22 protein-coding genes are annotated in these 19,102 nt (G+C 54.8%); 14 read left to right on the top strand and 8 right to left on the bottom strand.

All coding sequences use genetic code 11. From position 1 onward, the window contains the following. Positions 1 to 58: 58 nt before the first annotated feature. Positions 59 to 1,333, bottom strand: coding sequence for an MFS transporter (locus L977_RS13040; RefSeq protein ID WP_047625917.1), 1,275 nt, complete (start codon positions 1,331 to 1,333; stop codon positions 59 to 61). A 193-nt stretch (positions 1,334 to 1,526) separates the two neighbouring features. On the opposite strand from L977_RS13040, the gene L977_RS13035 reads away from it, so the two are divergent. Beyond that, positions 1,527 to 3,149, top strand: a complete 1,623-nt coding sequence (locus L977_RS13035; protein ID WP_045134422.1) for an isovaleryl-CoA dehydrogenase — start codon at positions 1,527 to 1,529, stop codon at positions 3,147 to 3,149. Here L977_RS13035 and L977_RS13030 read toward each other — a convergent pair. From L977_RS13030 to bsmA, 3 genes are all read right to left on the bottom strand, one after another. Further along, a complete protein-coding gene (locus L977_RS13030; protein WP_047625916.1) occupies positions 3,146 to 5,077 on the bottom strand; it encodes a methyl-accepting chemotaxis protein in 1,932 nt (643 codons plus the stop codon). The two genes, L977_RS13035 and L977_RS13030, sit on opposite strands and share 4 nt — an antisense overlap. Positions 5,078 to 5,249: 172 nt before the next feature. Continuing rightward, positions 5,250 to 5,537 (bottom strand): DUF1471 family protease activator YjfN, encoded by a 288-nt coding sequence (yjfN, locus tag L977_RS13025; RefSeq protein WP_023331857.1) that lies wholly within the window; start codon positions 5,535 to 5,537, stop codon positions 5,250 to 5,252. Positions 5,538 to 5,673: 136 nt separating this feature from the next. After that, positions 5,674 to 6,003, bottom strand: coding sequence for a biofilm peroxide resistance protein BsmA (gene bsmA / locus L977_RS13020; RefSeq protein WP_014882237.1), 330 nt, complete (start codon positions 6,001 to 6,003; stop codon positions 5,674 to 5,676). Positions 6,004 to 6,140: 137 nt separating this feature from the next. On the opposite strand from bsmA, the gene yjfP reads away from it, so the two are divergent. Beyond that, positions 6,141 to 6,863, top strand: coding sequence for an esterase (gene yjfP, locus L977_RS13015; RefSeq protein ID WP_047625915.1), 723 nt, complete (start codon positions 6,141 to 6,143; stop codon positions 6,861 to 6,863). Here yjfP and ulaR read toward each other — a convergent pair. Both ulaR and ulaG read right to left on the bottom strand, forming a co-directional pair. After that, the gene (gene ulaR, locus L977_RS13010; protein ID WP_014882239.1) at positions 6,860 to 7,615 is read right to left on the bottom strand and encodes an HTH-type transcriptional regulator UlaR; all 756 of its coding nucleotides are present in this window, start codon (positions 7,613 to 7,615) and stop codon (positions 6,860 to 6,862) included. The two genes, yjfP and ulaR, sit on opposite strands and share 4 nt — an antisense overlap. A gap of 110 nt (positions 7,616 to 7,725) precedes the next feature. Then, a complete protein-coding gene (gene ulaG, locus L977_RS13005; protein ID WP_010427455.1) occupies positions 7,726 to 8,790 on the bottom strand; it encodes an L-ascorbate 6-phosphate lactonase in 1,065 nt (354 codons plus the stop codon). A 359-nt stretch (positions 8,791 to 9,149) separates the two neighbouring features. Here ulaG and ulaA point away from each other — a divergent pair, with 359 nt between their 5' ends. From ulaA to L977_RS12975, 6 genes are read left to right on the top strand one after another with little or no spacing between them, the layout of a single operon-like run. Further along, complete coding sequence (gene ulaA, locus L977_RS13000) at positions 9,150 to 10,550, top strand: PTS ascorbate transporter subunit IIC (protein ID WP_047625914.1); 1,401 nt, start codon at positions 9,150 to 9,152, stop codon at positions 10,548 to 10,550. A 12-nt stretch (positions 10,551 to 10,562) separates the two neighbouring features. Further along, a complete protein-coding gene (ulaB, locus tag L977_RS12995; RefSeq protein ID WP_003856022.1) occupies positions 10,563 to 10,868 on the top strand; it encodes a PTS ascorbate transporter subunit IIB in 306 nt (101 codons plus the stop codon). Between the two features lie 9 nt (positions 10,869 to 10,877). Then, complete coding sequence (gene ulaC / locus L977_RS12990; RefSeq protein WP_014882241.1) at positions 10,878 to 11,345, top strand: PTS ascorbate transporter subunit IIA; 468 nt, start codon at positions 10,878 to 10,880, stop codon at positions 11,343 to 11,345. Between the two features lie 12 nt (positions 11,346 to 11,357). After that, complete coding sequence (ulaD, locus tag L977_RS12985) at positions 11,358 to 12,008, top strand: 3-keto-L-gulonate-6-phosphate decarboxylase UlaD (RefSeq protein ID WP_032637676.1); 651 nt, start codon at positions 11,358 to 11,360, stop codon at positions 12,006 to 12,008. 9 nt (positions 12,009 to 12,017) lie between these two features. After that, positions 12,018 to 12,878, top strand: a complete 861-nt coding sequence (locus L977_RS12980) for an L-ribulose-5-phosphate 3-epimerase (protein ID WP_014882243.1) — start codon at positions 12,018 to 12,020, stop codon at positions 12,876 to 12,878. Continuing rightward, on the top strand, positions 12,871 to 13,557 hold the full coding sequence (locus L977_RS12975) for an L-ribulose-5-phosphate 4-epimerase (protein WP_045268849.1): 687 nt from the start codon (positions 12,871 to 12,873) through the stop codon (positions 13,555 to 13,557). Before L977_RS12980 ends, L977_RS12975 begins: the two co-directional genes overlap by 8 nt. Before the next feature lie 141 nt (positions 13,558 to 13,698). Here L977_RS12975 and yjfY read toward each other — a convergent pair whose 3' ends face one another. Next, entirely contained in the window at positions 13,699 to 13,974 is a 276-nt protein-coding gene (yjfY, locus tag L977_RS12970) for a DUF1471 family protein YjfY (RefSeq protein WP_014882245.1), read from the bottom strand. Between the two features lie 341 nt (positions 13,975 to 14,315). Here yjfY and rpsF point away from each other — a divergent pair, with 341 nt between their 5' ends. The 4 genes from rpsF to rplI are packed head-to-tail and all read left to right on the top strand — an operon-like array spanning position 14,316 to position 15,755. Further along, a complete protein-coding gene (gene rpsF / locus L977_RS12965; protein ID WP_014068637.1) occupies positions 14,316 to 14,711 on the top strand; it encodes a 30S ribosomal protein S6 in 396 nt (131 codons plus the stop codon). A 6-nt stretch (positions 14,712 to 14,717) separates the two neighbouring features. After that, positions 14,718 to 15,032, top strand: coding sequence for a primosomal replication protein N (gene priB / locus L977_RS12960; protein ID WP_008502895.1), 315 nt, complete (start codon positions 14,718 to 14,720; stop codon positions 15,030 to 15,032). Positions 15,033 to 15,036: 4 nt separating this feature from the next. Then, positions 15,037 to 15,264: a 30S ribosomal protein S18 gene (gene rpsR, locus L977_RS12955; protein WP_000135199.1), complete on the top strand. Its 228-nt coding sequence runs from the start codon at positions 15,037 to 15,039 to the stop codon at positions 15,262 to 15,264. 41 nt (positions 15,265 to 15,305) lie between these two features. Then, positions 15,306 to 15,755, top strand: coding sequence for a 50S ribosomal protein L9 (gene rplI / locus L977_RS12950; protein WP_006810372.1), 450 nt, complete (start codon positions 15,306 to 15,308; stop codon positions 15,753 to 15,755). A gap of 68 nt (positions 15,756 to 15,823) precedes the next feature. Here the strand turns inward: rplI and L977_RS12945 are convergent, their stop codons facing one another. Beyond that, positions 15,824 to 16,462 carry an OapA family protein gene (locus L977_RS12945; protein ID WP_047625913.1) on the bottom strand — a complete coding sequence of 213 codons (639 nt, stop codon included), beginning with the start codon at positions 16,460 to 16,462 and terminating at the stop codon, positions 15,824 to 15,826. Positions 16,463 to 16,695: 233 nt separating this feature from the next. Here L977_RS12945 and fklB point away from each other — a divergent pair, with 233 nt between their 5' ends. Then, positions 16,696 to 17,316, top strand: a complete 621-nt coding sequence (gene fklB, locus L977_RS12940) for an FKBP-type peptidyl-prolyl cis-trans isomerase (RefSeq protein WP_047625911.1) — start codon at positions 16,696 to 16,698, stop codon at positions 17,314 to 17,316. Between the two features lie 311 nt (positions 17,317 to 17,627). Beyond that, positions 17,628 to 19,037 (top strand): D-serine/D-alanine/glycine transporter, encoded by a 1,410-nt coding sequence (cycA, locus tag L977_RS12935; RefSeq protein WP_014882247.1) that lies wholly within the window; start codon positions 17,628 to 17,630, stop codon positions 19,035 to 19,037. Positions 19,038 to 19,102: the final 65 nt, after the last annotated feature.

Genomic DNA, 19,102 nt, shown 5'->3' with positions numbered 1-19,102 from the left:
GTTTTCTCCCTCTCCCCGTGGGAGAGGGCCGGGGTGAGGGCACCAGACGGTGACAACCTCACTCCTCTAACGACCGCAAATGGTCATCCTTTCGCAGCGTCATCAGCGCGAAAATACTCACTACCGCCGTTGCCATCACGTAATATGCCGGAATATTCAGGTTGCCCGTCTCTTTAATTAATCCGGTAATAATCAGTCCCGCACAGCCCGAGAAGATCGCGTTTGACAGGGAATACGCCAGCCCCAGGCCGGTATAACGCACGCGCGTCGGGAACATTTCAGACAGCATAGCCGGCCCCGGTCCTGCCAGCATCCCCACCAGACCGCCCGCAATTAGCACCACCATCGCTTTAACGGCCAGCGTGGCGGACTCAGCCTGCAACATTTTCAGCAGCGGCAGGGCGAGCAGCAGCAGCAGGGCGGTAGCAATCATCATCACCGTGCGGCGGCCAATCTTGTCGCTCAGGATACCCGAGGGGATGATGGTCAGCGCAAAGCCGATATTCGAAATCACCGCTATCAGCAGTGCCTGATTAAACCCTGTGTGTAGCGCCGACTGGAGATAGGTCGGCATAATCACCAGGTAGGTATACCCTGCCGCCGACCAGACCATAACCCGGCAAATGCCCATCAGAATCGTTTTGAGCGTGGCGGAGGTGCTGGCCTGAGCCACAACCGGTTTTTCCTTCTGCTGCACAAAGCTCGGCGTCTCTTCCATACTCACACGCAGCCATAGCGCGACAGCCCCCATCGGCAGCGCAAGGAAGAATGGAATACGCCAGCCCCAGTCATGTAATGCCTCAGGCGTGAGAAGGGCGGAGAGCAGTGCCACAATCCCCGCGCCCGCTAGCAGCCCGAGCGCCACGGTAAAGGACTGCCACGCGCCATACAGACCGCGCTTGCCGCGTGGAGCGAACTCTGTCATCAACGAAACTGCACCACCGTACTCTCCGCCTGCGAACAATCCCTGCAAAATGCGCAGCAGCGTAACGATCAGCGGTGCGGCAATGCCTATGCTGGCGTAGACGGGCACAAGACCAATGGCTGTGGTGGCGAGCGTCATCAGTACCAGCACAATGATCAGCGTCGGTTTCCGGCCAATCCTGTCGCCGATGCGGCCAAATACCACCGCACCCAGGGGACGGAAGAAGAACGCGATAGCAAACGAGGCCCAGGTGAGGATCAGGCTGGTCAGTCCCGCTTCTCCCTCGAGCTGGAAGAAGTTCCTGGCAATCACGGTCGCCATAAAACCGTAGACCGCAAACTCATACCACTCGATGAAGTTACCAATGGAGCCTGCAATTAATGCTCGCTTGTGCGCATCCGGTTGCATAACGATCCTCACTGAAAGGGGTAAGAATAAATTATTCAACAAAAGCGAAGTGATGAAATAGTTTATTCTTATGTTCTGTGAGCTATTTCACGAATGATATCAGCGGGATCGCCAGCTTGTGACCCCCCTCCCATGCAGCGTGCACGCGGCCTGTCCATACTTATCCTCATTGCCACTGAAGGAGGGAGACAGCATGCACTGGCAGACCCATACCGTTTTCAATCAACCGGCACCGCTTTCAAACAGCAACCTTTTCCTCTCCGACTGCGCCCTGCGTGACGCGGTTTCCCGCGAGGGGGCCGAGTGGGATAGCGAGCTGCTCGCCAGTATCGGGCAGCAGTTAGGGACCGCAGAGTCGCTGGAGCTGGGCAGGCTGGCCAACGTCAACCCACCGGAGCTGTTACGCTACGACGCCACCGGAGAGCGGCTGGACGATATTCGCTTTCACCCCGCCTGGCACCTGCTGATGCAGGGGCTCTGTGCCAACCGGGTACATAACCTGGCGTGGGAAGAGGAGGCGCGAAGAGGTTCCTTTGTGGCCAGAGCGGCCCGGTTTGTTTTGCATGCGCAGGTTGAAGCCGGCACGCTTTGCCCCGTCACCATGACCTTCGCCGCCACGCCGCTGTTGCAACAGTCGCTACCTAAACCGTTTCATGCATGGTTAACGCCGCTGATGAGCGATCGCTACGATCCCCATCTCGTGCCGGGTGGGCAAAAACGCGGGCTGCTGATCGGCATGGGGATGACGGAAAAGCAGGGGGGATCCGATGTCCTGAGCAACACCACCAAAGCGGAAAAATGCAGCGACGGTAGCTACCGTCTGGTAGGCCATAAATGGTTTTTCTCCGTCCCGCAGAGTGATGCGCATCTGGTGCTGGCTCAGGCAAAAGGTGGATTATCCTGCTTTTTTGTCCCGCGCTTTTTACCTGACGGACAACGTAACGCCGTACGGCTGGAGCGCCTGAAGGACAAGCTCGGGAACCGCTCCAACGCGAGCAGCGAGGCGGAGTTTCTTGATGCCTCCGGCTGGCTGCTGGGAGAAGAAGGGGAAGGGGTACGGCAGATCCTCAAAATGGGCGGTCTGACGCGCTTCGACTGCGCGCTGGGCAGCCATGGTTTAATGCGCCGGGCGCTGTCTGTGGCGTTGTACCACGCTCATCAGCGGCAAACCTTCGGTAAAAATCTCATCGATCAGCCGTTAATGCGTGAGGTTTTAAGCCGCATGGCGCTGATGCTAGAGGGGCAAACGGCACTGCTGTTCCGTCTCGCCCGCGCGTGGGATAAACGCGTGGATCCGCAAGAGGCGGCCTGGGCACGGCTGTTTACTCCGGCCGCGAAATTTAGCGTCTGCAAAGCGGGTATCCCGTTCGTGGCAGAGGCAATGGAGGTGCTGGGCGGCGTAGGGTACTGCGAGGAGAGTGAGCTTCCCCGCCTGTATCGCGAAATGCCGGTGAACAGTATCTGGGAAGGCTCAGGCAATATCATGTGCCTGGACGTGCTGCGCGTGCTGACGAAGCAGCCGGGGATCCACGACCTGCTGGCCGATGAGTTTGCGCAGGTCAAAGGGCAGGACAGACACTTTGACCGCAGCTGGCGCCAGCTTCAGCAAAAGCTGCGTAAACCACAGGAGGCGCAGGGGCGGGAGATCGCGCAGCAGCTTTTCTTGCTGGGGGCCGGGAGCCAGATGCTGCGGCACGCATCGCCGCCCGTGGCGCAGGCGTGGTGCCGCATGATGCTGGATACCCGTGGCGGTACGCTGATGAGCGAGCAGGTGCAAAGCGATTTGCTGCTGCGCGCCACGGGCAGGGTTGGCTAGCGTTTAAGCTGGAACAGACTGACCAGTTGGGTAAGGTGTAAACCTTTCTCGCGCAGCGTGTGTGCGGTTTGTTCGCTGCGCGAGACGCGATCGGCGTTGATGTGTGACGCTTCACCAATGTGGGTCATGGCGAGATTCACCTGGCCAATCCCCGCGGATTGCTCGCGCGATGCGTGGTTAATTTCGGTGACCAGCTGGCTGATGTTATCGATATGAACGATGATGGAATCCATAGCCAGACGCGTCTGTTCAGACAGCGCGTGACCTTCGCTCACTTTTCTCAGCGTATCGCCAATCAGCTGTTCTATCTCTTTCACCGCGTTGGCGCTCCGGCCCGCCAGCGCGCGAACTTCCTGGGCAACCACCGCAAAACCTTTTCCGTGCTCGCCTGCACGTGCCGCTTCTACCGCCGCATTCAGCGCCAGAATATTGGTCTGAAACGCGATGGACTCAATCACGCGGGTAATATCTTCGATACGTTTTGACGCTTCGCGAATGTCATCCATCGTGGCAACCGCATGGGTTACCGTTTCACCCCCCTGGTGAACCGCGCGTGAGGTTTCACACACCAGTTGCTGCGTTTGCTCCATGTTGGCGGCATTTTGCTGTACGGTCGCGGCCAGTTGCTCCATGCTGGCTGAGGTCTCCTCCACGCTGCTGGCCTGCTTGTTGATCTGCTCTGAGATCTCGCCGGTATCGGAGGCCAGCGCGTTAGTCCCCGTCTGGATCTCACCTGCTGCCTCGCGAACCTGCAGAACAATTTTTTGCAGCCCGCCGCCAATGCCGTTAATGGCGTCAATCAGCTGTCCGACCTCGTCCCGGCGCGTCACGGGCAGGCTGGAGCGAAGATCGCCGTCGGCATACTGCCGTGCAAGCTGAATCACGTTGCGCAGCGGTTGCGTCAGCATACGGCGAATAAGGACCACGAACAGGCCTGCAAAGAGGACTGACAAGACCACACCGGCCAGCAGGAAGCGATCGCGCATGGCGGTGACGCTTGAAAGCAGCACTGACTTATCCACTTCGCCCACGATAGTCCAGTTCCAGCCGGGTAGCGGGGTATAGGCCATTTTCAGCGTCCGTCCGTCGACACTTATGCGCTCCAGGGTGCCGGGTTTATCACCCAGAAGCTGCTGTTGTGTCGCGCTGTCCCACTTCGGCAGTTGTCCCTCTTCCGTGGTGTGGAACAGGTATTGCCCGCGTGTTTTGCCGTTGCTGCGATCCAGCACGAAGAAGTGACCGCTCTCGCCCAGGCGGCGGTTGAGGATTTTCTCGCGCATGACGTTCCAGGAGTGGCTAATGTCCACCCCGACAAAGACGATCGCAATGACCTGACCTTCGGCGTTTTTCACCGGCTGGTACTGGGTGATATAGCGTTTGCCAAACAGCAGCGCCAGGCCACGGTAGACATCACCTTTATTGGCGGCGGCAAAGGCCGGGCTGGAGGTATCCAGAACGGTCCCCATTGCGCGCTCGCCATTCTCTTTACGCAGGGAAGTGGCGACGCGAATAAAGTCGTTACCGCTGCGAACAAATAGCGTGGAGATGGCTCCCGTTCGGTTCAGGAAGTCGTCAGAAAAAGTGGTATTTTCATGGAGTTCCGTTTCCCCGCCTTTCAGCAGAGGAACATTGAGCCCGTTAATTGTCCGGGTCTGAAGCGTATCGACGCTAAATGGCTGGGGCAAAAAAGTCGTAAACAGTCTGGTATAGCTTTCGACTTCTTCACTCAGGCTGGTGTTGAACATTTGCACCATATCGACCATACCGGTGGACTGGTTATGCAGGTCTTCTACCGCGAGGGCTTCAAGCTGCTGGCTGGCTTTTTGGCTGAGCAGGAAAGTGAAAAGCAGAAACAGCACGGCAACACTGACGCCCGTCAGCAGCGATAGCTTTGTCCCGAGGCCCGCACGGCGGAAAAAATTGATCATAAATTGCTCATCATTGAAAAGGTATGGTTCTTCAACGGCAGAGCGGGGATTACGTTTACTAAATTAATGTAACAAAATGTTATTTAGTTGTTTTTATATGGTTTTGTAAAAGATAAAAAATTTGCAAAAACGAAAAGCCACTAAAAATAAGTGGTTTTTATCAGGAAGGTTCTTAGACGTAGAGAATGGCCTGTACCCGCCAGTGGTCGACATGGTTATCTTCCTGCATCTGGATGATGCGATACCATGAGGCACCCTGTTCATCGGCTTTTAATGCCACGATACGTTCAACATCTTGCGGGCTCCCCGAAATGTTATTGACGGAGATGTGGCCTATTTCATTCAGACCTGTAACGCAATCCGCGCTGGCAAATTCTGCTGACTGCGCGGTGGTGCTCACCAGGCCTGCTGAGAGCAACAGAGAGGTCAAAGCAAGAGTTCGTTTCATCGTCAGCTCCATTTCACATATCTCCGGTATCCGCCGGGCAATCCTTCGCGAATAAACTCCTTTCCATTGATGCGGGCATGGAGTTTATTGTGGACAGGAAAATGTCTATGGACGCAAAGCAGTGTAAATGTCGTTCAAAGGAAAACCATTACTGACGGTATAAAATGGCCTGTGAATACCACTGCCCCGTAATGATGGTTTCATCGACCATGATAATGACGTAATAATCTGCTTTGGCGGCGACGGCTTGTGCCTTTATTGCCTCTTCTGCGTCATCCGGAGAACCGCGAACCAGCGCGGAGACGGTGCCCATTCGTTGTAATCCTTCTGTCTGATTACGACGAATCTCCTGCGGGTGATCGGCAACCGGGGGAGCGGGTTGCGGCGTTCCCTGCAGTGCGCTACAGCCACTGAGAAGAAGCACCAGCAATAAAGCTGCAAACCTGTGCATAACCATATCTCTTTTCCTGATAGCCATAGTGTAGTTGTCTGCGAATTTCGTTTTGGGGGAATGTTCCCGAAGTGTTATCTGGGGCGTAATTTTCGAATGAAAATAGCCTGAAACCGTAACCCAGTTCTCAACATTATGAATCATTCATTCGTACAGGGTCGACAATGATTGAAATTGAAATACGCCGTCTCGGCGACCATGAAATTTTACACGCCATGCCGACGGGGAAACGTGATAAACCGCTGCCAGTTGTGGTTTTTTATCATGGATTTACCTCGTCAAAGCTGGTTTACAGTTATTTTGCGGTGGCGCTGGCGCAGGCCGGTTTTCGTGTCGTCATGCCGGATGCCCCCGATCACGGTGCGCGCTTTACGGGGGATGAACAGGCGCGGCTTGGTCAGTTCTGGCCCATTCTGCACGGCAGTCTGACCGAGTTTTCCGGGCTGCGCGATGCGCTTTATGACGCAGGGCTGGTGGCCGATAACCGGCTGGCGGTTGCCGGGGCCTCGATGGGCGGCATGACGGCGCTGGGGATTATGACGCATCATCCTGAAGTGAGATCCGTCGCCTGTCTGATGGGCTCCGGCTACTTTACGTCGCTGGCGAAGACGCTTTTTCCCCCGCAAGATTTGACGGAAATGACGGCGAGGTTGGCTGACTGGGAAGTGACTCGCGCACTGCCGCGCGTGGCCGATCGTCCGCTTCTGCTGTGGCACGGTGACGCAGATGACGTGGTACCGCCTGACGGCACCTTTCGCCTGCAGCAGGCGCTAAAGCGTGAAGGACTGGACGGCAATCTGACCTGTTTGTGGGAATCGGGCGTCCGCCACCGCATTACGCCAGCGGCGCTGGAGGCCACGGTGGCGTTTTTCCGCCAGCACCTTTAAACCCGCAGGATTTTAACGCCCTGATCTTCCAGTTTCTGGAGGATCTCGGGGTTAGCCCCTTTGCCGGTGATCACCATGTCGATCTGTTCTGCGCGGCTAAACAGCATGCCTGCGCGTTCACCGACTTTACTGCTGTCGACCAGCACGACGAGTTTGCCCACAACGTTCAGCATGTTTTGTTCGGCCATCGCAGTCAGCATATCGGTTTTATATAAACCGTCTGCAGTCAGGCCTTTGCCGCTGGTAAACATCCAGTGCCCGGCGTAAAGACTGTTTTCACTGTCCTGGGGGCTAAGGGTGATGGACTGGCTCTTATTGTACTGGCCGCCCATGATCACCACGCTGTCATGCTCCTGGTCGATAAGATAGTTGGCGAGCGGTAGGTAGTTGGTGATGATCTGCACCGGCTTGCCGCACATCTCGCGGCCCAGCAAAAATGCCGTAGAACCGCAGTTGATGACGACGCTCTCACCCGGGTTCACCAGCTGTGAGGCGGCTCTGGCGATCCGCACCTTTTCATCGTGATTCTGCGCCTGATGGATATTCATTGGCGACCAGCGTGGACGCTGCTGGCTGATGGCTTCTGCACCGTTGCGGACTTTTTTCAGTTTGCCGCTCTCATCCAGCTTGTTAATGTCCCGCCGCGCGGTGGCGGGGGAGATGCCTAAACGTTCGATCACTTTCTCGACGGTGATAAACCCTGTTTGCGCCAGGAGTTCCAGTAAAATTTGATGCCGTTGCGCTTCCGTCATGAGCTATTCCGATAAGAATTGATTTGAAAAGATGATATTTGAAATAGCGTGAAATTACTAAAATAAATATGAAATCGCCAGACTCAGGGTCTGGCGATGTGGCCGGATAATCAGAGGAAGGACTTAAACGGCAGGTCTGGCTCAATAGTAAAGCAATCATCGAAACCGCGTGGGTAGTGGTACTCAAGATTGTCTTTATCCAGCGGCCAGGTGAACTTGCCGCCTACCTGCCAGATAAATGGCTTGAATCCGTACTTCAGGCGGTCTTTTTTCATCTCCCACAGCACGCGAATTTCCTGCGGATCGGCCTGGAAGTTTGACCAGATGTCGTGGTGGAACGGAATCACGACCTTAGTGTTCAGCGCCTCCGCCATACGCAGCATATCGGCGCTGGTCATCTTGTCGGTAATGCCGCGAGGGTTCTCGCCGTAGGAGCCCAGCGCCACGTCAATCTGATGCTCATTACCGTGCTTCGCGTAGTAGTTGGAGTAGTGTGAGTCGCCGCTGTGGTACAGGGAACCGCCAGGGGTTTTGAACAGGTAGTTGACGGCGCGCTCGTCCATGCCGTCCGGCAGAACGCCTGCGGCTTTCTGGTCAGCCGGCAGCGTAATCAGTGCGGTACGGTCAAAGGCATCCAGAGCGTGAATTTCAATGTCTTTGATTTTCACCACGTCGCCCGGTTTCATCACGATGCAGCGCTCTTTTGGCACGCCCCAGCCAATCCAGAGATCCACGCAGGTCTGCGGCCCGATAAACGGCACGTCGTCCGCGCAGTTTTGCATTACTGCCGCCGCCACGTTCACGTCAATATGATCGTTGTGATCGTGGGTGGAGAGCACGGCATCGATTTGGCGAATGGCAAAAGGATCGAGCACAAACGGCGTGGTACGCAGGTTCGGTTGCAGTTTTTCCACGCCGGCCATGCGCTGCATCTGGTGGCCTTTTTTCATCAACGGATTGCCGTGGCTCTGTTTGCCTGTGCCGCACCAGAAATCGACGCAAATATTGGCGCCACCCTCGGATTTCAGCCAGATACCGGTGCAGCCCAGCCACCACATGGCAAAAGTACCAGGAGCAACCTGTTCCTGTTCGATCTCTTCGTTCAGCCAGCTACCCCACTCCGGGAAGGTGCTCAGAATCCATGATTCACGGGTGATGGTGTTCACTTTACTCATCGTTTTGACTCCTGGTTTTAATCAAAAGTAATCATATGGTGATTTGTTGTGATTAACTCTGGCACCATTTGACGTGCTTTGCAATGACAAAAGTGCGTAATTTTAACTGTGCGATATCACAGATACTTCGCTTTATCCTTGTTAGACTATCCGCTGTTAATGATTAATTACATGAATTATAAAGAATAATTCATTTTGTTTGTGCGGTAGTGAAAATCATTACTAACACCATGGAAATAATTTGCGTGATGCGTCACAAATAATCAAATTCAATCTTGTGATGATTATTTGTGATTACTAGAGTGATGACACCAACCACACAGGGATTGCCCCTCGTGTTCTCATTTCTGGAGAGAGTTATGGAGATCCTCTACAACGTCTTTACCGTTTTCTTCAATCAGGTAATGACCAACGCCCCGCTGCTGCTGGGTATCGTGACGTGCCTGGGTTACATCCTGCTGCGTAAAAGCGTCAGCGTGATCATCAAAGGCACGATTAAGACCATTATCGGTTTTATGCTGTTGCAGGCGGGGTCAGGCATCCTGACCAGCACGTTTAAGCCAGTCGTCGCCAAAATGGCGGAGGTCTACGGTATAAACGGTGCAATTTCCGATACTTATGCCTCTATGATGGCCACGATTGACCGCATGGGTGACGCCTACAGCTGGGTGGGTTACGCGGTTCTGCTCGCGCTGGCGCTGAACATTATCTACGTGTTGCTGCGTCGCATTACCGGTATTCGCACCATCATGCTTACCGGTCACATCATGTTCCAGCAGGCGGGTCTGATCGCGGTTTCTCTCTATATCTTCGGTTACCCAATGTGGACCACGATTATCTGCACCGCGGTGCTGGTCTCGCTCTATTGGGGCATCACCTCCAACATGATGTACAAGCCGACCCAGGAAGTGACCGACGGCTGTGGCTTCTCCATCGGCCATCAGCAGCAGTTTGCGGCCTGGGTTGCTTATAAAGTTGCGCCGTGGCTAGGGAAAAAAGAGGAGAGCGTTGAAGACCTCAAGATGCCCGGTTGGCTGAATATCTTCCACGACAACATCGTCTCGACGGCGATTGTGATGACCCTGTTCTTCGGCGCCATTCTGCTCTCCTTTGGCATTGACGTTGTGCAGGCGATGGCGGGCAAAACGCACTGGACGATTTATATCCTGCAGACCGGTTTCTCCTTCGCGGTGGCCATTTTCATTATCACCCAGGGCGTGCGTATGTTCGTCGCCGAGCTCTCTGAAGCCTTCAACGGCATCTCTCAGCGCCTGATCCCGGGAGCCGTTCTGGCAATTGACTGTGCGGCCATCTATAGCTTCGCGCCAAACGCCGTCGTCTGGGGCTTTATGTGGGGCACCGTCGGCCAGCTGATTGCGGTGGGTATCCTGGTGGCCTGCGGCTCCTCAATCCTGATTATTCCTGGCTTTATCCCGATGTTCTTCTCCAACGCCACCATCGGCGTCTTTGCTAACCACTTCGGCGGCTGGCGTGCAGCGCTCAAGATCTGCCTGGTGATGGGGATGGTGGAAATCTTCGGTTGCGTGTGGGCGGTCAAGCTCACCGGTATGAGCGCCTGGATGGGCATGGCGGACTGGTCAATCCTGGCGCCGCCGATGATGCAGGGCTTTGCGTCCGTCGGGCTGGTCTTTATGGCCGTCATCATCCTGATTGCACTGGCTTATATGTTCTTCGCTGGCCGTTCGCTGCGAGCAGAAGAAGATGCAGAAAAACAAACAGCAGAAGTTTCTGCTCACTAAGGAGTTTAGATTATGACCGTACGTATCCTGGCTGTGTGTGGCAATGGGCAAGGCAGCTCCATGATCATGAAGATGAAAGTGGACCAGTTTTTAACCCAGTCAAACATCGACCACACGGTAAACAGCTGCGCAGTGGGTGAATACAAAAGTGAGCTGAACGGCGCAGACATCATCATCGCGTCAACTCACATTGCCGGCGAGATTAGCGTGTCGGGCAACAAATATGTGGTGGGCGTGCGCAACATGCTGTCGCCTGCGGATTTCGGACCAAAACTGCTGGAAGTGATCAAAGAACACTTCCCACAAGACGTGAAGTAAGGACCCGACATGAAACTACGAGATTCGCTGGCAGAGAATGACTCCATCCTTTTGCAGGCTGACGCCAGCACCTGGCAGGAAGCGGTGAAGCTGAGCGTGGATCTGCTGGTTAAGGCGGACGTTGTCGAGCCGCGTTATTACCAGGCCATTCTGGATGGCGTGGCGCAGCACGGCCCCTATTTTGTGATTGCCCCGGGGCTGGCTATGCCGCACGGCCGCCCGGAAGAGGGCGTGAAGAAAACCGGCTTTGCGCTGGTCACGCTGAAAACGCCGCTGGTCTTCAACCATGAAGATAACGACCCGGTCGATATCCTGATCACCATGGCTGCCGTCGATGCAAATACCCACCAGGAGGTGGGCATCATGCAGATCGTCAATCTGTTTGATGATGAAGCCAATTTTGACCGTTTACGCGCCTGCCGTACCGCGCAGGAAGTGCTGGATTTAATTGATAACGCCACTGCGGCGGCCGTTTAAGAGGAATTGAACATGTCATTACCAATGTTGCAGGTTGCGCTGGATAACCAGACGCTGTCCGATGCTTATGAAACCACCCGCCTGATCGCCGAAGAGGTAGACATCATTGAAGTGGGTACCATTCTGTGCGTGGGCGAAGGCGTTCGCGCCGTTCGTGACCTGAAGGCGCTCTACCCGCACAAAATCGTACTGGCTGATGCCAAAATCGCTGACGCGGGCAAAATCCTCTCCCGCATGTGTTTTGAAGCCAACGCCGACTGGGTCACCGTGATCTGCTGCGCGGATATCAATACCGCTAAAGGCGCGCTGGACGTGGCAAAAGAGTTTAACGGCGACGTGCAGATTGAACTGACCGGTTTCTGGACCTGGGAGCAGGCACAGGCGTGGCGCGATGCGGGGATCCAGCAGGTGGTGTACCACCGCAGCCGTGATGCGCAGGCCGCTGGCGTGGCGTGGGGCGACGCGGACATCAGCGCGATTAAACGTCTGGCCGAAATGGGCTTCAAAGTGACCGTGACCGGTGGCCTGGCGCTGGAAGATCTGCCGCTGTTCAAGGGTATCCCGATTCACGTCTTTATCGCGGGTCGTAGCATCCGTGACGCGGCGTCTCCGGTGGAAGCAGCGCGTCAGTTCAAACGCTCAATCGCTCAGCTTTGGGGCTAAGGAGCGGGTATGTTGTCAAAACAGGTTCCGCTTGGCATCTATGAAAAGGCACTCCCTGCGGGGGAGTGCTGGCTGGCGCGGTTACAGCTGGCGAAGCAGCTGGGTTTCGATTTTGTCGAAATGTCAGTGGATGAGACGGATGAACGCCTCTCTCGCCTCGACTGGAGCCGCGAGCAACGTCTGGCGCTGGTGAGCGCCATTGCCGAAACGGGCGTGCGCGTGCCGTCCATGTGCCTGAGCGCTCACCGTCGTTTTCCCCTCGGCAGCGAAGATGATGCCGTGCGGGCGCAGGGGCTGGAGATCATGCGCAAAGCCATTCGCTTTGCTCAGGATGTCGGTATCCGTGTGATCCAGCTGGCGGGTTATGACGTTTACTATCAGGAAGCCAACGATGAAACGCGCCGTCGTTTCCGTGACGGTCTGAAAGAGAGCGTTGAAATGGCAAGCCGCGCGCAGGTGACGCTGGCGATGGAGATCATGGACTACCCGTTAATGAACTCCATCAGCAAGGCACTGGGCTACGCGCACTATCTGAATAATCCGTGGTTCCAGCTCTATCCGGATATCGGCAACCTGTCGGCATGGGATAACGACGTGCAGATGGAGCTGCAGGCGGGCATCGGGCATATCGTGGCGGTGCACGTCAAAGATACCCGTCCAGGCGTGTTTAAAAACGTACCGTTCGGCACCGGGGTGGTGGAGTTCGAACGATGCTTCGAGACGCTCAAGCAGACAGGGTATTGCGGGCCTTACCTGATTGAGATGTGGAGCGAGACGTCTGACGACCCGGCAGCGGAAGTGGCAAACGCGCGGGACTGGGTGCGCGAGCGTATGGCGCGAGCAGGTTTGCTGGAGGTGGAACATGCTTAAGCTTAAACAGCAGGTCTTTGAAGCCAATATGGATTTGCCGCGCTATGGCCTGGTAACGTTCACCTGGGGTAACGTCAGCGCGATTGACCGAGAGCGCGGCCTCATCGTCATTAAACCCAGCGGAGTGGCGTATGAGACCATGAAGGTCGACGATATGGTTGTCGTGGACCTTGAAGGAAACGTCGTAGAGGGACAGTGGCGTCCTTCTTCGGATACCGCTACCCATCTGGCGCTTTATCGACGTTATCCCTCCCTCGGCGGGGTAGTGCATACCCACTCAACCCATGCCACCGCCTGGGCACAGGCTGGGCTTGCCATCCCGGCGCTGGGCACGACGCACGCGGATTACTTCTTCGGGGATATTCCCTGCACGCGCGCGTTAACGCAGGCCGAGGTGGAAGGCGAGTACGAGCTCAACACCGGCAAGGTGATTATCGAAACGCTGGGTGAGTCAGAACCGCTGCATACGCCGGGAATTGTGGTGTACCAACACGGTCCGTTCTCATGGGGTAAAGATGCTCACGACGCGGTGCATAATGCTGTGGTGATGGAAGAGGTGGCCAAAATGGCGTGGATTGCCCGCGACATTAATCCACAGCTTCAGGGGATTGATGATTACCTGATGAACAAGCATTTCATGCGCAAGCACGGCCCGAATGCCTATTACGGGCAGAAGTAAATAAGTGCTCTGGAATACCGAAAAACAGTTGTAACCGGTGGTATTTCAGAGCCATTTACAAAAAAAAGCCCCCGGGCAGGGGGCAACGTAAACTATGGCTATGTTCTCGTTGTTGGCTTTCCTGGTGCTAGCGTTAAAGCGTTATCGGTAAATGTCTGCACTGGCGTGCATATTGCCGTTGCTGCCGGGCTCACGGATTAGCATCACGTGGTAATAGGTTGCGCCCTGGGCATCGGTCTCTTCATTTAGTGCCTGATCTGCTTCGCTTTCAGTGGCGAAATTATGATTGATATAGATTACGCCTAAGCTTTGCACATCATCCATGTTCCTGGCCTGCCGGCCGTCTATTTTGATGGCTGCCATCGCGTTTGCACTGAGCAAAAGCGCAGCCATAATGGCTAATGCGATTTTTTTCATGATATGCGCTCCACGACTGCGTGCTGTGAGAGAGGGGATACTCCTTCTTTAATTCAGGTGTTCTCTGATTAAAGTGTAATCATTCATACGGCGGGGATGCGTGACCATTTCTGATGCAGTTGTTCAAAAAAACAACGCTTCCTGGTGTGTTCAATTTTAAATCACCCACTTAGACCCGCTTTACGCTTTGTGCGAATTATTTGTGCAATCAGCTTGAGTTTCCAGGGGCGCGCAAGTATTATGACGCGTCAATTTTTCAGCCGACCTTTAACACGTTCCTTGCCTCCCCGGGCCTCGGCTGACCCAGACAGGAGGCTGAATAATCCGTAAGGAGCAATTCGATGCGTCATTACGAAATCGTTTTTATGGTCCATCCTGACCAGAGCGAACAGGTTCCGGGTATGATCGAGCGTTACTCTGCTGCCATCACTGGTGCAGAAGGTACGATCCACCGTCTGGAAGACTGGGGCCGCCGTCAGCTGGCTTACCCGATCAACAAACTGCACAAAGCACACTACGTTCTGATGAACGTTGAAGCGCCGCAGGAAGTGATCGATGAGCTGGAAACTACCTTCCGCTTCAACGATGCCGTTATCCGCAGCATGGTTATGCGTACCAAAAACGCAGTTACCGAAGCATCTCCGATGGTTAAAGCGAAAGACGAGCGCCGTGAGCGTCGCGATGATTTCGCAAACGAAACCGCAGATGATTCTGATGCTGGGGATTCTGAAGAGTAATTTCTGATGACCAACCGTCTGGCGTTGTCCGGCATCGTATGCAGGGCTCCCCTTCGAAAGGTCAGTCCATCAGGAATTCCGCATTGCCAGTTCGTGCTTGAGCATCGTTCTGTGCAAGAGGAAGCCGGGTTTCACCGGCAGGCGTGGTGCCAAATGCCCGTTATTATTAGCGGACACGAAAACCAGGCCATTACTCACAGTTTAACGGTCGGTAGCGCAGTAATCGTTCAGGGGTTCATCTCTTGCCACAAGGCAAAGAACGGCCTGAGCAAAATGGTTCTGCATGCCGAGCAGATTGATTTGATAGATTCTGGAGACTAGCCATATGGCACGTTATTTCCGTCGTCGCAAGTTCTGCCGTTTCACCGCGGAAGGCGTTCAAGAGATCGACTATAAAGATATCGCAACGCTGAAAAACTACATCACCGAAAGCGGTAAGATTGTCCCAAGCCGTATCACCGGTACTCGTGCAAAATATCAGCGTCAGCTGGCTCGCGCTATCAAACGCGCTCGCTACCTGTCCCTGCTGCCGTACACTGATCGTCATCAGTAATCGGGCACGGTCCATTAATACGACTTTAAGAGGATAAGGTAATGCAAGTTATTCTGCTTGATAAAGTAGCAAACCTGGGCAGCCTGGGTGATCAGGTAAACGTTAAAGCGGGTTACGCTCGTAACTTCCTGGTTCCACAGGGTAAAGCTGTTCCAGCTACTAAGAAAAACGTAGAGTTTTTCGAAGCACGTCGTGCTGAACTGGAAGCCAAACTGGCTGACGTTCTGGCGGCTGCTAACGCTCGCGCTGAAGCAATCAACGCACTGGGCACCGTTACCATCGCGTCTAAAGCTGGCGACGAAGGTAAACTGTTCGGTTCCATCGGTACCCGCGATATCGCTGATGCAGTGACTGCAGCAGGCGTTAAAGTGGCTAAGAGCGAAGTTCGCATGCCGAACGGCGTTCTGCGTACCACTGGTGAGCACGAAGTTGACTTCCAGGTTCACAGCGAAGTGTTCGCTAAACTGGTTGTTAACGTTGTAGCTGAGTAATTTTTTACTCTGCTCACGTTGAAGCGCCGGCCTTGTGCCGGCGTTTTGCTTTTTAAAGAACCGGGTCTTTAACGCGCCCGGACAAAACTGCCGTCCGGCTGGCGGGTAAACAGCACCTGCTGACCATTTCCTGTATCAATCGTTAAGCCTGTCACCACACCGCTGGCATTCTGACGAATCTGTACCATCTGGCCATTCTGCAGGTTACTGAGCGGCTTACCCGCACCTTCTACTTTCGCCATGGCATACACGTCAGTCGGCGGCAGGTTGTGATCGCGGAAAAGCTGCGCCAGGGTTTTACCCGGCTCGACGCGATAGGAGCGCCACTGCTGCTCAATGCCCGTAGGCTGCTGAGCCTGCTGCTCTACCGGGGCGGAGGTTTGAGCCTGATCTTCCAGGACGGGTTCCGGTTCAACCGGCGCGACCTGACCCGGATCGTTCGAAGGGGTCACCAGCTGCGTTTGCATCGGCTGTGCATCAGGCTGCGGCCGCGTTTGCGACTGAATATCCAGTTGTGCATTGCGGGTGACAGGGGCGGTATCGACATCATCACCGCCGGAAGGAAGCAGGAAGCCTACGATCACCATCAGCGCACCAATGATAATCCCTCTGCGATGCAGGGGAGGCAGCGGGTCCATAATGCGAAAATTGTCCGGCGCCTGCCAGATTTTCGCCAGGGTAGGTTTCAGTTCAAATCGCCCGGGCATGGCTCTCCTCCTGCTCCGCGTCTTTTTTATCCTGTGCATCGAAGTATAGTTTGCTAACTGCCTGAACGGCGTAGCAAACCCGACATCCGTGACATCAGTTCGGGATTAATCCTGGTTGTCTCTATTGTTTCTGTTTCGTCGCGGTTTGTCACCTTAACTTCAGACAAAGTTTTACCCATAAGGGCATGGCTGCTATGCTGCCCGCTACTTTAAATGTGATGGAAGGAAAACCCATGACCACCCCGACTTTTGACACTATCGAAGCGCAGGCAAGTTACGGTATCGGCTTGCAGGTAGGACAGCAGCTGAGCGAATCCGGCCTGGAAGGTCTGTTACCAGAAGCGCTGGTGGCGGGTATCGCTGACGCGCTGGAAGGTAAACAGCCCGCTGTTCCGGTTGACGTTGTACACCGCGCACTGCGTGAAATTCATGAACGTGCTGACGCTGTGCGTCGCGCGCGTTTCGAAGAGATGGCGGCCGAAGGCGTGAAATATCTGGAAGAGAACCGTGAGCGTGAAGGCGTGAACAGCACCGAGTCTGGCCTGCAGTTCCGTGTGATCAACCAGGGCGACGGCGCAATCCCGGCACGTTCCGACCACGTTCGCGTACATTATACCGGTAAACTGATCGACGGCACCGTGTTTGACAGCTCCGTGGCGCGTGGCGAACCGGCAGAATTCCCGGTCAACGGCGTGATCGCAGGCTGGATTGAAGCGCTGACCCTGATGCCAGTTGGCTCCAAATGGGAACTGACTATTCCGCACAACCTGGCTTACGGCGAGCGTGGTGCTGGCGCATCCATCCCGCCATTCAGCACCCTGGTATTTGAAGTCGAGCTGCTGGAAATCCTGTAATCGACTTTTCTTATTTCCTCTCTCCGTTCGGGGAGAGGAAAATAGTGATAAAACCTATAGTTACGACGTTATCAATATTTTATCTTGCAAACGAAACTTTTGCGTGTATTTTTGTGAGCTGTTTCGCGCTGTATGAGTGATATGACACTCACTTTCAACATATTATTAACATAATATCTAAATCATAGTATTCATCCCGCCGATTCTTACCTAATATCGATAAGCCCTTACAAGGGGAACGTCATCTTTTGACGTATTTAAAGGCCAGAAGAGCCTTAACAACACAGACAGGCATAAACAGGAAAAATTACATGGTAGATCAGGTCAAAGTCGCCGCTGCAGAAGAGGCGACGTCTGAACAGTCGCTACGGCGCAATCTCACAAACCGTCATATTCAGCTTATCGCCATAGGTGGGGCCATCGGGACCGGGCTGTTTATGGGGTCAGGCAAAACCATCAGTCTTGCCGGGCCGTCGATCATCTTCGTTTATATGATCATTGGTTTCATGCTGTTCTTCGTGATGCGGGCAATGGGTGAATTGCTGCTCTCGAACCTCGAATACAAATCCTTCAGCGACTTCGCGTCTGACCTGCTCGGTCCATGGGCAGGCTATTTCACCGGCTGGACCTACTGGTTCTGCTGGGTTGTTACCGGTATGGCGGACGTCGTGGCGATTACCGCCTACGCACAGTTCTGGTTCCCGGGACTGTCAGACTGGGTGGCCTCGCTGGCGGTTATCGCTTTGCTGCTGAGCCTCAACCTCGCCACCGTAAAAATGTTCGGTGAGATGGAGTTCTGGTTCGCGATGATCAAGATTGTCGCTATCGTGGGGCTGATTGTTGTGGGCCTGGTGATGGTACTGACGCACTTCCAGTCGCCAACCGGCGTACAGGCATCATTTACCCATCTGTGGAATGACGGTGGCTGGTTCCCGAAAGGCATCAGCGGCTTCTTTGCCGGCTTCCAGATTGCGGTGTTCGCGTTTGTGGGCATTGAGCTGGTGGGAACCACGGCGGCCGAAACTAAAGATCCCGAGAAGTCTCTCCCGCGCGCCATTAACTCGATTCCGGTTCGTATCATCATGTTCTACGTCTTCGCGCTGATCATCATTATGTCCGTGACGCCGTGGAGCTCCGTGGTGCCGAGCAAGAGCCCGTTCGTTGAACTGTTTGTGCTGGTAGGGCTGCCCGCTGCGGCAAGCCTGATTAACTTCGTCGTGCTGACCTCTGCGGCGTCGTCCGCGAACAGCGGCGTGTTCTCAACCAGCCGTATGCTGTTTGGTCTGGCGCAGGAGGGCGTGGCGCCGAGCGCCTTTGCGAAACTGTCTAAGCGTGCGGTACCGGCGAAAGGGCTGACTTTCTCCTGCATGTGCCTGCTGGGCGGTGTGGTCATGCTCTACGTGAACCCAAGCGTGATTGGCGCGTTCACTATGATCACCACGGTCTCTGCAATCCTGTTTATGTTCGTCTGGACCATTATCCTCTGCTCGTACCTGGTGTACCGCAAACAGCGTCCACACCTGCATGAGAAGTCGATCTACAAGATGCCGCTGGGCAAGCTGATGTGCTGGGTGTGCATGGCGTTCTTCGTTTTCGTGCTGGTGCTGCTGACGCTGGAAGATGATACCCGTCAGGCGCTGATTGTTACGCCGCTGTGGTTTATCGCGCTGGGGCTGGGCTGGGTGTTTATCGGTAAGAAACGTATGGCAGGCGTAAGATAAAAGCAAAACGGCAACTTCAGTTGTAATGCCAGTCAGTTAAGCAACTGACTGGCCCTTTTTCGGGG

The organism is Enterobacter sp. ZOR0014 (assembly GCF_000798855.1).
Taxonomy (GTDB): domain Bacteria; phylum Pseudomonadota; class Gammaproteobacteria; order Enterobacterales; family Enterobacteriaceae; genus Enterobacter; species Enterobacter kobei.
Note: the sequence above shows the minus strand (reverse complement) of the source record. Positions and strands in the feature narration are given on the sequence as shown.

What these genes read in the sequence shown, in the direction of transcription:
- L977_RS13030 (WP_047625916.1), bottom strand. Translation starts at nt 5,077, where the DNA reads ATGATCAATTTTTTCCGCCGTGCGGGCCTCGGGACAAAGCTATCGCTG.
- L977_RS12975 (WP_045268849.1), top strand. Translation starts at nt 12,871, where the DNA reads ATGCTTAAGCTTAAACAGCAGGTCTTTGAAGCCAATATGGATTTGCCG.
- fklB (WP_047625911.1), top strand. Translation starts at nt 16,696, where the DNA reads ATGACCACCCCGACTTTTGACACTATCGAAGCGCAGGCAAGTTACGGT.
- rpsF (WP_014068637.1), top strand. Translation starts at nt 14,316, where the DNA reads ATGCGTCATTACGAAATCGTTTTTATGGTCCATCCTGACCAGAGCGAA.
- L977_RS13035 (WP_045134422.1), top strand. Translation starts at nt 1,527, where the DNA reads ATGCACTGGCAGACCCATACCGTTTTCAATCAACCGGCACCGCTTTCA.
- bsmA (WP_014882237.1), bottom strand. Translation starts at nt 6,003, where the DNA reads ATGGCTATCAGGAAAAGAGATATGGTTATGCACAGGTTTGCAGCTTTA.
- ulaB (WP_003856022.1), top strand. Translation starts at nt 10,563, where the DNA reads ATGACCGTACGTATCCTGGCTGTGTGTGGCAATGGGCAAGGCAGCTCC.
- L977_RS13040 (WP_047625917.1), bottom strand. Translation starts at nt 1,333, where the DNA reads ATGCAACCGGATGCGCACAAGCGAGCATTAATTGCAGGCTCCATTGGT.
- ulaA (WP_047625914.1), top strand. Translation starts at nt 9,150, where the DNA reads ATGGAGATCCTCTACAACGTCTTTACCGTTTTCTTCAATCAGGTAATG.
- yjfY (WP_014882245.1), bottom strand. Translation starts at nt 13,974, where the DNA reads ATGAAAAAAATCGCATTAGCCATTATGGCTGCGCTTTTGCTCAGTGCA.
- rplI (WP_006810372.1), top strand. Translation starts at nt 15,306, where the DNA reads ATGCAAGTTATTCTGCTTGATAAAGTAGCAAACCTGGGCAGCCTGGGT.
- rpsR (WP_000135199.1), top strand. Translation starts at nt 15,037, where the DNA reads ATGGCACGTTATTTCCGTCGTCGCAAGTTCTGCCGTTTCACCGCGGAA.
- ulaD (WP_032637676.1), top strand. Translation starts at nt 11,358, where the DNA reads ATGTCATTACCAATGTTGCAGGTTGCGCTGGATAACCAGACGCTGTCC.
- ulaC (WP_014882241.1), top strand. Translation starts at nt 10,878, where the DNA reads ATGAAACTACGAGATTCGCTGGCAGAGAATGACTCCATCCTTTTGCAG.
- yjfP (WP_047625915.1), top strand. Translation starts at nt 6,141, where the DNA reads ATGATTGAAATTGAAATACGCCGTCTCGGCGACCATGAAATTTTACAC.
- yjfN (WP_023331857.1), bottom strand. Translation starts at nt 5,537, where the DNA reads ATGGAGCTGACGATGAAACGAACTCTTGCTTTGACCTCTCTGTTGCTC.
- ulaR (WP_014882239.1), bottom strand. Translation starts at nt 7,615, where the DNA reads ATGACGGAAGCGCAACGGCATCAAATTTTACTGGAACTCCTGGCGCAA.
- priB (WP_008502895.1), top strand. Translation starts at nt 14,718, where the DNA reads ATGACCAACCGTCTGGCGTTGTCCGGCATCGTATGCAGGGCTCCCCTT.
- L977_RS12945 (WP_047625913.1), bottom strand. Translation starts at nt 16,462, where the DNA reads ATGCCCGGGCGATTTGAACTGAAACCTACCCTGGCGAAAATCTGGCAG.
- L977_RS12980 (WP_014882243.1), top strand. Translation starts at nt 12,018, where the DNA reads ATGTTGTCAAAACAGGTTCCGCTTGGCATCTATGAAAAGGCACTCCCT.
- ulaG (WP_010427455.1), bottom strand. Translation starts at nt 8,790, where the DNA reads ATGAGTAAAGTGAACACCATCACCCGTGAATCATGGATTCTGAGCACC.
- cycA (WP_014882247.1), top strand. Translation starts at nt 17,628, where the DNA reads ATGGTAGATCAGGTCAAAGTCGCCGCTGCAGAAGAGGCGACGTCTGAA.